This window comes from Gracilibacillus timonensis (assembly GCF_900086715.1).
In the GTDB taxonomy this organism is placed as follows: domain Bacteria; phylum Bacillota; class Bacilli; order Bacillales; family Amphibacillaceae; genus Gracilibacillus; species Gracilibacillus timonensis.
In genome coordinates, this window is the sequence record NZ_FLKH01000010.1 from 517,689 (window position 1) to 532,085 (window position 14,397).

Here is a 14,397-nt window from a genome sequence, read left to right on the forward strand (position 1 = left end):
GTTAACAAAAGTAGTTAATTTTCTTTTTAATTAATAATAATATTAATTAAAAAGAAAAACCTCTTCTTATAATTAACAGAGGTTTACTTCTAATAAAATTCAACTTCTATTTTTCTTTATTATAAATACACTTCCACCTAGCAAAATTAAAAACAGTCCTAGCAAAATCCAATTAAATTGGTTAGTGGCAGTATTAGGTAAAACATTACCATCTTCTGTTTGATCTTGATTGTTTTCGTTGTTTTTTTCAATTGTTTCTTCTTCAGTATCTATGATTTCCTCTTCATTATCACCTTTTTCTAGCGCCTCATTATCTTCAGTTCCTTCTTCACCCGCCTCTTCGTCCGCTGGTTTATCTTCCTTTATTTCTTCACCATCTTCACTCTTTCCAGGTTGTTCTTCATCCTCTTCACTAGGATTCTCATATAATTCTTGCACTTTCTCTAATGACAGTGCTATTCCATCATAAACACGCACTTCGTCCATTAACCCTTGAAATGGCATATCCCAGTAATTCACACCTAATGCGAAGGTAGCTTTAGAAGTTGTGAAAATATTTGGAAAATCTTCCCCAACAAACTTCTCTTCCCCGTTAATATACAATGTTGCTTTTCCTTGATCGGCTGTAAATGTTAGATGCGTCCACTCACCTTCTGGAATCATTGTATCCGCATTTGCATCATACCAATCAGTACCATTATGCGCCCAAACTTTGGTCACGCCATCTCCATTCGGGACCAAACTTATCCAATTTTCTGTTTCTCTAGCTCCAAAAAATGTTGTTGTAAATGCTGTCACTTCTTTCGGATAAACCCATAGAGAAACCGAGTAACTGTCATTCGAAATCAATCCATCTGCCAATTTCAATCCTGACTCGCCATTAAATTGAGCTGCTTGACCTTCGACACCTTCCACAAAGGATATGTCGCCACCTGTGTTATCGATGCGGTCTCCTGTGATAATGGCATCTGCTTGATTGCCTGTGTTATCATCTGGTCCTTCATTAAAGTTATATAAGGCTACTAAACCACCCTCTTCCTCAGCGAGAACAGTCGTTTGTATAGTAACATGGTCTGTTATATCTCCTAATGTAATAGTTGCCGTTAAATCTACTTCGATATTTTCTGATCCGAATGGCGGTCTTTGTACAGTTCCTTCCGTAGAAATAACATTAGGATGTGAGGATTCCCATGAAATGTTTGCCCCTTGTGCTGCTATAGTTGATAAAGAAATATCTGACACTACACTGTCTGGAATGACATTTATTAATTCTCCTTTAATACCTGCTATTACTTCTTGTTCCGCTTTATTCTCCACCTGGCTTCCCCAAATAACGACACCGTTAGTAGACATTGCACTAAATGTCATAACCCATTTGTTTGTTGCAGGATCATATTGACGAATGAAAACACCGTCATAGATTTCATCATCAACAGTCAGTTCAACTCGGTAATCCTCTGATAACTCCCAACTTCCTGAAACTGCCCCAGAAACCGTGTTGTCTTCATGTAACTGAATCCAGGTAGATTCTGTTATGTCACCCGTGATCTCTTGTCCATGATTAATATACTTATAATTTCCAGATACATTATCTTTTTCCACTGTTTCAATAGTTTCTCCGGCATAATGATATGGTGTTGGCACTGGCCATTGATTCCTATTTTGAAATGTTTGATGTACACGAAGTTCATGCATTTCTCCTTGTTGAGGAAAACGTGTATGCGTCACAATGAACTCCTTATCAAGCTCATCATCTATTAAATAGGAATTATGACCTGGCGCCATATAACCTGTACCTATTCCTAAACCTGCTTCTCCTAAATCTCTTTTAAACAGGAAGTTGCCCATCATTTTATTACCAATTTCTTTATGGTCATCATTACCTGGAAAATTACCTACCCCCATATCAAAGTTTTCAGGAAAAACAGCTTCATTTCCAGCCGCATCAACATAAGGGCCTTCGATACTTTCCGATCGAAACTGTCGCATTTGGTAACCTCCATCAGAGGCTAGACCGCCATACGTTATATAAAGATAATAATAACCAGTATCATCATCATAAACTGCATATGTTCCTTCGCCTGATCGTCCATAACCGCCTGCAATTTTTGTACCGTAATACCGATCAATCATTCTGCCGTCAGAGGTTTCTCCGTCTTCACCGGGATAAATGGGAATACCTGTCTCTTTATCTAACGGTAAAATAAATGTTCCACCGGACCAAGAGCCATATGTCATCCATAAATCCCCATTCTCATCATAAAGAATATTTGGGTCAATCGCGTTAGTGTATTGCGCATTATTAAAGTTCCCTTCACTTGTAAACCAATCCGGGTTAGGCTCATCAAACACACCATCATCTATAAGATCTGGAATCTTGGTGTTCTCCCAATGCTTGTTTACGTCACTGTTATTGTCATAAATTTCATAATTTGTAAAAAAAGAGTACATAATGGTGTCCGTATATCCATACGGTCCCTCGATATCTTTTGATACTGCAATGCCTATGGCAGAACGTATATAAGTTGATGAGACACTGTAGTACTGCATATAAGCACCTGTTGATCCATCTTCCCATTGATAGTCTTTATTCCAGAAAATATCTGGTGCCCACACGGCAAATCCTCCGGTACTGTCTGCATCGTCTTCGCCTGCCCATTCAAAAGATTCGGCAAGATTTTCAGACAAATTACCATATATCGGATTGTTCTCTGGGGTTTGATACTCTCCTTCCACAATAGAATGCCAATTAATTAAATCAGAAGATTTGGCTGCCGCTATATGAGTTCCAAATACATAATAAGAACCGTCATCCATTTTAATGATGGACGGATCATGTACAGAAGCTCGTTCAAACGCTATTTTTTCTTCACTGTTCTTCTCTTCTCCAAGTACTGTACTCACTGGTATGGCTAAAACCAACAGAAAGCCAATCACCGAGACTTTCTTCATTAAATGAATCATTGATTTATTTCTCCTCTCGCTTTTATTGAAGGCGCTATCATTCTTTAACAAAAACACGTAAAATACCCTTACAAGATACACAATCTACCTTTTAGGAAACGGATAATATTAAACGCTTCCAACACCTTCTTCACAAGATTACTATAAAAGTATATTTTAATCAATATTTTTTCATAATAGTTAATATTTAAATTAATAATGGGTGTTATTTCTGAATTAATTATCTTTTTTGTTAATTCAATTCGCGTCGTTTCACAAAAAAAATCATCAAAGCCATGATAAACTTTGATGATCCCATTGAATACCTACCCAACAGGCATATGATTTGCGCGAATAAAACAACAACCTCCCCTGAAGAAAGGGGCCTGAACAATTGACCTTAAGACTGTTTACGCACTTCCAAATCGCTAGCAACTTTATGATAAAATTTATCAAGTTTATAAAAATACATTAGGATAATTTGAAGCAAATAAACCACAATTGGTAAATAGACAAAAACAGCGTATATAGAATCAATTGCTGAATCTGGTTGTACATCTAGCACACCATTATATCCTCCAATAGCTAGCACCCAGCCCACACTGGCTGTCCCTATACCTATACCAATTTTTTGACCCATGCTTCCACCACTGTATAAAACTCCTTCATTTCGAATCCCGGTTTTCCATTCACCATATTCAATAGTATCCGGCAATAGAGCCCATAAAGCACCGATTAGTGGTACGCTTCCAATTCCTCTGATTATTTGCGAAATAACCACTACCCAAACACTGCCTGGTTCAATTAACACAAATAAACATCCTAATATACTAATAAAGGAACCAGCAATGATTGCATTCCGTTTCCCAAATTTACTAAAAATAACGGGAAGTGCAAAAAAACCTACAATTACTGGCACTGTGAAAGCTATCGTTAACGCCCCAACTAAACCAGGCATATCAAGAATATTATCAGCATAGTAAACCGTACTTCCTTGACGTAAGCCATCGCCTATACTGAAAACGATAAAATAACCAAATACAATAACCCAATACTTATTCTTCGATAATGTTTTTAAACTATCTTTTAGTTTTATTTTTTTATTTTGCTCTACTTTTACAGGTTTGACTCTTTCTTTTGTTGTTTTAAAGGTCGTAAAGAATAACAATGCAGCAATAGTAGCAAAAATGGCATAAGTTAAAACCCAGCCAGATTGTCCACCACCGAATTGATCTACCAGAGGCATTGTTAAATTAGTGACAATCAATACCCCAATTTGCGCAAAAAACATTCTGTAAAGGTTTAACACTTCACGCTGCGGTTTATCCTGTGTAATGAGTGTGTTTAATGTTCCATAAGGAATGACCACGGAAGTAAATGATAGTACTAATAAGTTATAAGATACAATCACATAAACAATTTTCCACGTATAACTGATATCTGGTACTGCGAATAAAGCTACTGTTAACACAGAAAATGGGATGGCTAACCATAAAATCCATGGTCGAGCTTTTCCATATTTAGTGTTGGTTTTATCAACAACAGCACCCATAGCAATATCTGAAAATCCATCTAAAAACCGCGAGAAAAGCATAATAGTACCTACAATGCCCGCTCCTAATCCTATTACATCTGTATAGAAGTAGACAATAAACATCCCTAAAGATGCCCAGGAAAAATTAACTGCTAAATCTCCAAAACCAAATCCCATTTTCTCTTTAAAACTTATTTTTTCATTACCTTTTGTATGCGCATTCATGATGATCCCTGCTTTCGTGAATAATTAGATTTATTCTTAGAGAATATACTTATCTTAGGTGCTGAATACATCCTTTTACCTGAAGCTCGCTGTTATTATCCTGTGGAACAAGCAGAAAGGTCATTATATACAAAACGGTTGTCTTTTCTATAACAAACCTATACAAATAGCCTTAGAGTTATTTACATCATAGATTATGCTGGACTGGACACGATAGATCTTTAACATAAATCCAAGAATACTTTCTTCTTTTTTGGTTGAGTGGTTACAATCATTCCAAACACCGTCATATTATATTCCTACAAATTTGATAAATCAGTATTTAAAATGTCTTTGTTAATTACGTTTTCACTATAATTATGTAGTTTAACTGGTTAATAAATTGTCGCATTTACAACGCTTACTTTGTTTCTTGGATTACTAGTCAAAGTAATATTAAAGTAATATTATTGGTTAAACGTTTATATTCTAAAATACAGTTGGGTTCTTGTTTTCATCCTAATTACAACGCTATCATTTTGTATCTAAACTGGTAACTATCACAACGTTAGTCATTACTTTACTTGACCATTCTATACATTCGCTCATTCCTATTTGATTCGCTTTCATAGCTCTCCAAACTAACTCTCTATACGATTTGATCTTTTCTACTTGGACCTATTTTATCTTTCAATAAATAATAATTTTCCTTTCACCCCCTCAACTCATACATACATCTATTAATTAATTTCCATCTTATACGAATAAGTTAATTTACATTTATTATAACGAATGATTTCAAAATTTTCAACATATTAATGTTTACTATGAATAACAATAATATCATTTTATAAATTAATTAGTTAATCAATAGGGAATTTATACTAATATAATTAATATATTAAAACATAAAATGAGCACATGCTATCATTCTGTTGCTATCAAGTTACTTGAAATAACATGACAATTGTCGTCCTCTATATACTTGTTTATACACAATAAAAAATCCGAACTCCAGCGAAATTCTCAAAAAAGAACTTCAAACCATAGTTCGGATTTTTCTTAAGCATATATTATTTCTCGAGCGATATTACGGTCTTACCGAAACCTTAATCGCCTCTGCATTTTGAGCCATTTCCATCGCCTCATGGAAATCTTCCAGTTTATACGTGTGAGTCACAATACCTTCTGCCGTTATCAATCCTCGTTCAAAATGATCAATGACAATCGGATAGGTGTATGGGCCAAGGTGAGAGCCTCTGATATCTAACTCTTTCTTATCTCCAATGACACTCCAATCAGTAGTCGTTTCTTGACCAAACACACTGAATTCTACAAATCTACCAAGTTTACGTGTCATTTCTAAACCTTGTGTAACGCCTTTAGGATTTCCAGTCGCTTCAATATAAACATCACAGCCGTAGCCATTTGTTAGTGATTTAACCTTCTCGATAGCATCTTCTTTGGCTGGATTAATACATATGTCCGCACCAAATTGTTTGGCCAGCTCAAGCCTCTTATCATTGGCATCCAGTACAACCAATTTCTTTGGTGTCTTTAATTTTATAAATTGAAGCATGCATAACCCAAGTGTTCCTGCACCTGCCAAGACAACAAAATCTTCAAACTCAATCGTTGCTCTTTGTACAGCATGGACTGCGCAAGCCATAGGTTCGATCAGGCTTGCCTCTGTGTCTGTCACTCCTTCGGTCACTTTATAAATAGTCGATTGATTGCTGAACTTCATGTATTCAGCCATCGCGCCTTCTGCGACGCCCTGCTGAAAACCATACATATTATGCACTTGGCACATCCAATACTTTCCGGTTCTGCAATACCAGCACTTACCGCATGGATTAATTTGGTCGGTTGTTACTTTATCGCCTATTTCTATTCCATGAAGTTCTCCCGCTCCTTCTCCTAACTGAACAACTGTTCCATAAAATTCGTGCCCAGGGATTACCGGTGCCTTCAGCCAAGGATCATCTCCTGCCCAATACATATCTGCTCCATGAGCTACTTTGATATCACTTCCACATATCCCACATGCTTCTACTTTAATAATAACTTCCCCTGCACCTGGTAAGGGAGTAACTACTTCCTCTACTCTATAATCTTCCGGTCCATAACAAACTACTGCATTCATTGTCTTAGGAACTGCATTCATCTTACACATTCCTTCCTGTTAGAAATTAGAATTTTAACATGCATTACGGAGGATGCTTATTGCTTAATTCACCTTCGCCGTCGAAGATCGCTCCACCAGCTTCGGTTCAAAGCGAATCATATCATTTTCCATATAAGATTGTCTTTTCGATCCATTCATTTGTTTAATCATATCCAACATTACTTTTGCTGCCATCTCACCCATTTCACTTTTAGGATGGGAAACAGTGGTTAACTTTACCTCGGTTAATTCCGCCATAAAGGAATCATCAAAGCCGACCATGGATATATCCTCTGGCACACGCAAAGAAGCTTGACGCAATATATCTAACAGCTTAACCGCCAGTTCATCATTATAACAGACAATAGCCGTTGGTCTGGTATCCAGCGGTTCCTGCAACACCTCTTCCAACGCCTGCAGCGGTTTAGTAGCTTTCTCTTCTGTACTATATGTCACCATATTATTTGGCTGTATCTCAATTTGATGTTTACGATGTGCCTTCAAATAACCTTTCATCCGCTTCGTTCCTTGATTATCATCGGTTTTAAACAACCCCAAAATATTACGGTGTCCCAACTCTATCAAATGCTCTGTTTGGATAAATCCACCTTTTTCATCATCCACTACTAAATGAAAAGGCTCTAGCTCATCATAATAGGAATTAATCATTAAATATGGGATATGCTGACGCTCTAAATTCAAGTAATAATTAATGTTCGGATTGCTGATCGCACTCTTGGTAGGTTCAATAATCACCCCATCGAATTGCTGAGAAAGAATATTTTCTAAAAACATCCGCTCCTTCTCATGATCATTATTCGTACTGAACAGGCTGACTTGGTATCCATTCTGACTCAAATAGGATTCCGCACCTCTAATAATCGATGGAAAAATATAATCCGATACATACGTTGTGATCAGGGCAATCCGTTTCTGACTACCACTTGTTTGGTTCTGCTCTCTCGAACGATCTGCACAAAAAGTGCCAGCGCCTTGTTCTCGATACAACCAGCCCTGGCTGACCAAATCGCCAATCGCTAATCGTACGGTGTGCCTGCTTACACCAAACTGCTTCATTAATTCGCTTTCGGAGTGGATTTTTTGATGGGCTTGAAAGGTTCCGTCTAATATTTGCGATTTTATAGAATCTTTTACAATGCTATATTTTGTCTGCATATTTACACCTCATTTTTTCCTCATATACTTACAAGATAACATTAGCCGGATCACTTGTATATAACCATGTAGCAGAAGCCTTCCATAAAAGAGACTTCTGCCGCATGATTGAGATTATTTACTTATAATGATAGAGGCAGACTCTCTAGCCATTTTTAACGATTCCGATAAAATAGGTCATTCCATTTCAACTCATTGCGGAATTGGCGCAGTTGTAAATCCTCGTCAATGATGACACACTCGATATCGGTCATATCAGCGAAATCATACAATTGCTCCGTACTTACTTCCAATGAGAAAACGGTATGATGCGCACCACCAGCATAAATCCACGCCTCAGTTGCTTCGCTCAAGTTTGGCTGTGGCTTCCATAATACCTTGGCTACTGGAAGGTTTGGCGTTTCTTTTTCTGGCTGTTCTGCCTTCACCTCATTAATAATCAAACGATAACGGCCACCCATTTCTACAAGAGAGGCATTGACCGCATCACCGCCGTCTCCATCAAACACAAGTCGAGCAGGATCTTCTTTACCGCCTATACCTAATGGATGAACTTCGATTCTAGGCTTAGTAGCGGAAACCGTTGGACAAACCTCCAACATATGAGAACCTAAAATCATTTCATTGTCTGGTTCTAAATGGTACGTATAGTCTTCCATAAAAGAAGTTCTTTGATTGTTCGCCATGATTTTCATCAGACGAGTCAAGGCAGCGGTACGCCAGTCTCCTTCCCCAGCAAAACCATAGCCTTCCGCCATTAATCGCTGAGCTGCAAGGCCAGGCAATTGTTTCATGCCATGCAAGTCTTCGAAATTGGTGGTAAAGGCCGTATAATTGCCTTTTTCCAAGAAGGATTTCAAGCCTAACTCGATGCGCCCTTGATATAGAATGGAATCTCGAACCGCTCCAGGTTCACTCGCTTCTGCTGGTAGATCGTATAATTGCTCGTATTCTGCATAGAGGTCTGCTAGTTCTTGTTCCGTAACTTTGTCCATTTCCTCTACCAAATCACCAATACCGTAATAATCCACGGTCCAGCCAAACTTCATTTGCGCCTCAATCTTATCTCCATCGGTAACGGCTACGTGGCGCATATTATCACCAAAGCGAGCTACACGAATTTGACGACCTTCTGCCACAGCTATCGCCGTTTGCATCCAATCTGCCAGCTTATTGGTTACGTCTTCACTTTGCCAATGCCCTACGATTACTTTACGAGGAATATCCATTCGAGTCACCATAAATCCGTACTCTCTATCCCCATGCGCTGATTGATTCAGATTCATAAAATCCATGTCAATCGAATCCCATGGGATATCGCGATTATATTGCGTATGGAAATGCAGCAATGGCTTTTGCAGAGCCTTTAGACCAGCAATCCAATTTTTTGCTGGGGAAAAGGTATGCATCCAAGTAATAATACCGGCACAATTCTCATCTGTATTCGCCGCTTGTACTAAATCATGGATATTTGTGGAGGTGGTGACCACTTCTTTGAATACAACTTCAAATGGAAGGTGGCCTTGTTGATTCAGTCCAGCTACGATCTCCTTCGAATGATCTGCAACTCCTCTTAATGTCTCTTCTCCATAAAGTGGCTGACTTCCTGCCACAAACCAAAAAGTATAAGGCTTAACTGTTAACATATTTACTCCTCCTTGTTATTTATCCTGCCCATAATAGGCATTTTTTCCATGTTTTCTTAAATAGTGTTTATCAAGCAAAAAGGAATCCATTACTTCTGTGTCTGGATTGATTTGATAGGTGTGCAAGGCCATTTTTGCTACTTCTTCCAGCACGACGGCATTATGAATGGCTTCATGCGGATCTTTCCCCCATGTGAACGGGGCATGGCTATGAACTAATACCCCAGGAATTTGTAAAGGATCACGTTCTTGGAAGGTCTCCGCAATCACTTCACCCGTCTCCCATTCATATTCCCCTTGAACCTCTGCTTCGGTCATTCTTCTCGTACAAGGAATTTCTCCATAAAAATAATCGGCTTGGGTAGTACCCAATGCAGGAATTCCTTTACCAGCCTGAGCCCAGCTGGTAGCCCATGGTGAATGGGTATGTACAACGCCTCCAATACCAGGAAAACGTTGGTATAACAACCGATGCGTTGGTGTATCAGAGGAAGGTCGCAGGTCCCCTTCGACAATATTACCGTCTAAATCAAGGACAACTAAATCGGATGCTTTCAGTTCGTCATAGTCCACTCCGCTTGGTTTGATTGCCATTAGTCCTGACTCAGGGTCAAAACCGCTTACATTCCCCCACGTGAAGGTGACTAAACCATGCTTTGGCAATGCCGCATTTGCCTCAAGTACTTGTTGCTTCAATTTTTCCAGCATTCCTAATCCACCTTTCTTCATTCATCTTGTACGCATATATAATGCTCATAACCCTATAATAATACAAATTGTACGTACAATCAATGGAAAGTGATTAGAATATGAGTTAATTTTAAAATGTAGATCTGTAAAAAGAGAGGATTTTTGCAGATCATTTTCAAGGTATAGAAAAAGGAAAAAGCAGTTTTGCCTTTTCCTTTTTTAGTAAAATTATAAAGTTGTCTCTTTTATAATCCCTACCATTCTCTTCACCTGTGGGCTTAAGCTCCTTCCACCATATCTCTCCGCTTATAACCAAGAAAACCAAGAACTAACAAGGCCACGCTGATAACAGTAACAGTCGTAAACACCACCCCATCAAATTCTTCCATTGGCATTTGCGGTATCCAACTTTGAACGGCAGTCTTGGCAAACCAGTCCGGCAAATCCAAAATACCACCAAAATAATTTAATAGAAAAGAATAAGCCAGGTAGGCATAGGCCACTTTACCAAGTTTGGGCGCCCAACCGAGAGCTAAAGCGGACAAGCCGGTAAAGAATAATACCGATGGGAAGAAATTATATCCAGCAGCAAAGAAATCCATCATTTCCATCGTTGCGCTATCTCCCATCGCTGCTATAGCCGTACCGCCTAGTCCTGCTACGGCCACCAGAATCCCTGCTACACTAGCAAAAATAGCTAGGCCAATACTAGTCCAATACAGTTTACCTCGTGTCACTTTGGTTGCGTAAATCTGACTGAGGTGAAGGCGACTCTCCTCTGTAAATAACTTATTTACAAGTGCAATAGGCAAAATCGACACCAAGCCAATCATGACCATCATAATCGTACTTGTAAAGGATTCTTCAATGGAAATACCCGTCTGTGTAAACATTTGCTGCACCATCTCGTTAGTCTCTATAAAGGATTGCATATCACCATATATCGATCCATAAGCTGCGCCCATAATTACAAAAGCAATCAACCAACTGATGATAACCCCTTTGTTAATCTTAACCAGTAAGCCCCGCACGGATAATAAGGACTTTTTAGCATGTGCTCTGCCTCCACGTTCTGGTAGATATCCCGCTCCCATATCACGTCCTCCTTCTAACGTAAAGGCGACAATTACCAAGATAACGGTAAAAAGTAAACCGAACAGAAGCGGCAATACATTATTTTCCGTGAAAGGATAAGTTAAATACGTCCACCCCATCGGATTGAACATCGATAAATCCACATTAGAAACATCTGTCCCAGCCCGGATAATATAAAGCAGACCGACGATACTAAGTGATGATCCTGTCGCCGCAGAAGAATTCGGCATGACTTGTGCCGCGACAAGGGCAATACCCGCACCGATAATCCCTGCAAGACCAACGGAAGCAGCGAACAACAAGGATCCTTCCCATGTAATCGTATCGACTCCAAAACTCGTCATCACCACAGTAATAAAGAGCACTAACAGCGCATGAATAAACACAATCTCTACCATTGTTGCAAGAGAATTAGCTTGGCGCCCAATACGAAAAGAACGAACGATTTCCGTCAAACCAAGATCCTCTTCTTTTCGTGTATGACCAACGACATGTAAAATACTCATGACCATCGCAAACAGTCCCGTAAATAACAACATCTCATGACCATACATCGCACCCACGGTATAGTCTGCACCTGTTTCAACAGGGGTAGGCCCTACCATTGAGATCATCGCTGGGTTTTGCAAAGTCTCATACATGCCAGCTGCGCCATCATCTTCTGCAATTTCTTCAAAAAAAGGGATGAAGGCGGAAGCGAACAATCCGATTCCCAATACCCAAAACAAGATTTTTTTCCAGTCTCTTTTCCCATATTGTACACACAGCACACCCCAGTGTGAGAATTTTTCCTTCATCGTTTATTTCCTCCGTTTCCACGCTTAGCCTTCATAATGACGCATAAATAAGTCTTCTAGAGTTGGTGGTGTAGCCTCAAACTTTTTCACACCTAACTTGGTTGCTTCTACCAAGATATCATTCAGATGTTGATGATCAGCAGAAAATGTTGCCTGCTCTCCTTCTTGGTTAAAGTCATGCACCCCATCCACATTAGCCATGGCTGTCACATCTGCTTCTGTCGCTATCGTGACCGTTGAGCGCGTTAAATGGCGTAATTCATCAAGACTTCCCTCTTCTACAATCTCCCCTTGACGTATAATCACGACCTTATCCGCCAGTCGCTCCACTTCACTCAATATATGGGAGGATAGTAAAATGGACTTGCCAGCTTTCTTGATTTTTTCTACTTCATCTTGAAAAACGGCTTCCATCAAAGGATCCAGTCCAGAAGTTGGCTCATCAAATATATATAAATCCGATTCCACCGATAAAGCCGCAATTAATCCAACCTTTTGCCGGTTCCCTTTGGAATAACCTTTGGCTTTTTTCTTCGGATCCAGTTCAAAACGTCGGATTAAGTCGTCACGTTTTTGTCGACTGCCACCGCCGTGCAGTTTCATAAATAGATCAATAATCTCGCCACCCGTAAGGCTTCCCCATAACGCCACATCACCAGGTACATAAGAAATGCGTTTATGGATCTCCAGACTGTCTGCCCACACATCCTTGCCAAAAATAGTGGCATTTCCGCCATCTCGTTTAATAATCCCCAACAAGGCACGGATGGTGGTAGACTTGCCAGCTCCATTGGGACCAATAAAACCAACAACTTCGCCGGATTTTACATCAAAAGTCACATCACGCAAGGCCTGAAATTTACCAAAGTTTTTTTGCAGCCCTTGTACTTTCACAATCTCTGTCATTACAACCAAACTCCCTTCTCGTTACCTCCATTAATTAAACTATTCACTTTTTCATCATTCGAATCACAGCTGATTCATTCCTAATTTTAAACTATAACTATTAACATAGTTCAATAATATACCTGATATTTGTAAAAGTCAATATAATATAGGCGAAATTAACACTGTATTATCTTTGATAGTTCATAAATATTCATATATAATAAAGATATGAACTAAAACTTTCGTTATGAAAATAATTTCCCGATAGAAAGCAGGTATATAAAATGGACGGTTTTACTAAGCGAACCAAGGAAAAGCGGACTCAAGTATTAAAAGCCGCCTTTGAATTGATGAATACAGACGATCAGAAAAGAAATGTAACGATGGAGGAAATCGCTGCCCATGCCGGCGTTGCCAAAACCACCATTTTTAAATATTTCGGTACAAAAGAAAAGCTATTCCAGGAGGTTTATCAGCATGTGATGCATACGATGAAGGAATCAGCGAAGACGATTATGGAAGAAGATAAATCATTTGAGAAAACCCTGCTGGCGATGAGTCAAAATAAAATCCGTTTTCTGAATGAAATGACGCATGCCTTTTATTTGGACATGATGGCTTATCTCACGGATAAAGAGGAAGGTGGAGCTTCACCGATGATGCAAGAATTCGCTCAGGACGGCCTCCACATGTTATTAGATGTTTTTCACCGAGGACGGAAGGAAGGCAAAATTGACTTGAAGTATTCTGATGAGTTTTTAATACTTTATTTCCAGACCATTGTAGAAGGGATGTCCAATCGACAAATATATGAAAAAATTGCTCCGTACACCGCAGAATGGACGGAGATATTTATTAAAGGGTTGGCGCCGAATAAATAATATAAAAAGTCAAGTGTACTACTTGGCTTTTAGTGTTTTTTATCTATAAGTACACACACCCATTAGCTATTATAATATAATAATAATTGTTCTATATTTAGAGTCGTTTTTAATTGCTGTAACAAATCAAGTCCGATGATACCATCCAAATCAAAACCATCATTCATTGCACCAATTTCTAAATCAAACGTTTTGACCTGCATATCTCCAATAGTAACTGAACCAACCGTTTTTGAATATACAAACACAGATCCTCCAACACCACTAATACGATAGATCCCTGCTACTATTCCTATTGACTTAGCTAGGTCTGCTGATACAACGGTACTTCCTGAGCCAGTATCAATTAACACACGTGGTAAATGAGGCAATTGCC

9 protein-coding genes and 1 pseudogene are annotated in these 14,397 nt (G+C 39.0%); 1 reads left to right on the plus strand and 9 read right to left on the minus strand.

The genetic code is table 11. The annotated features are described in order from the left end of the window. Positions 1 to 99: 99 nt before the first annotated feature. From BN6556_RS06385 to BN6556_RS06420, 8 genes are all read right to left on the minus strand, one after another. Positions 100 to 2,964, minus strand: coding sequence for a LamG-like jellyroll fold domain-containing protein (locus BN6556_RS06385; RefSeq protein WP_066188504.1), 2,865 nt, complete (start codon positions 2,962 to 2,964; stop codon positions 100 to 102). Positions 2,965 to 3,343: 379 nt separating this feature from the next. After that, entirely contained in the window at positions 3,344 to 4,702 is a 1,359-nt protein-coding gene (locus BN6556_RS06390) for an MFS transporter (protein ID WP_066188509.1), read from the minus strand. A 1,069-nt stretch (positions 4,703 to 5,771) separates the two neighbouring features. Then, entirely contained in the window at positions 5,772 to 6,848 is a 1,077-nt protein-coding gene (locus BN6556_RS06395; RefSeq protein WP_066188511.1) for an alcohol dehydrogenase catalytic domain-containing protein, read from the minus strand. A 63-nt stretch (positions 6,849 to 6,911) separates the two neighbouring features. Continuing rightward, the gene (locus BN6556_RS06400; RefSeq protein WP_066188513.1) at positions 6,912 to 8,024 is read right to left on the minus strand and encodes a GntR family transcriptional regulator; all 1,113 of its coding nucleotides are present in this window, start codon (positions 8,022 to 8,024) and stop codon (positions 6,912 to 6,914) included. Positions 8,025 to 8,179: 155 nt separating this feature from the next. After that, on the minus strand, positions 8,180 to 9,670 hold the full coding sequence (gene araA / locus BN6556_RS06405) for an L-arabinose isomerase (protein ID WP_066188521.1): 1,491 nt from the start codon (positions 9,668 to 9,670) through the stop codon (positions 8,180 to 8,182). A 15-nt stretch (positions 9,671 to 9,685) separates the two neighbouring features. Then, positions 9,686 to 10,378, minus strand: coding sequence for an L-ribulose-5-phosphate 4-epimerase (gene araD / locus BN6556_RS06410; RefSeq protein WP_066188524.1), 693 nt, complete (start codon positions 10,376 to 10,378; stop codon positions 9,686 to 9,688). Between the two features lie 260 nt (positions 10,379 to 10,638). Further along, positions 10,639 to 12,252 (minus strand): ABC transporter permease, encoded by a 1,614-nt coding sequence (locus BN6556_RS06415; protein ID WP_066188526.1) that lies wholly within the window; start codon positions 12,250 to 12,252, stop codon positions 10,639 to 10,641. 24 nt (positions 12,253 to 12,276) lie between these two features. Continuing rightward, positions 12,277 to 13,158 carry an ABC transporter ATP-binding protein gene (locus tag BN6556_RS06420; protein ID WP_066188529.1) on the minus strand — a complete coding sequence of 294 codons (882 nt, stop codon included), beginning with the start codon at positions 13,156 to 13,158 and terminating at the stop codon, positions 12,277 to 12,279. Between the two features lie 266 nt (positions 13,159 to 13,424). Here BN6556_RS06420 and BN6556_RS06425 point away from each other — a divergent pair, with 266 nt between their 5' ends. Beyond that, positions 13,425 to 14,021, plus strand: a complete 597-nt coding sequence (locus BN6556_RS06425) for a TetR/AcrR family transcriptional regulator (RefSeq protein ID WP_066188532.1) — start codon at positions 13,425 to 13,427, stop codon at positions 14,019 to 14,021. Between the two features lie 62 nt (positions 14,022 to 14,083). On the opposite strand, the pseudogene BN6556_RS06430 reads toward BN6556_RS06425, so the two are convergent. Continuing rightward, positions 14,084 to 14,395: pseudogene (locus tag BN6556_RS06430) on the minus strand (retropepsin-like aspartic protease); the annotation flags it as partial. Positions 14,396 to 14,397: the final 2 nt, after the last annotated feature.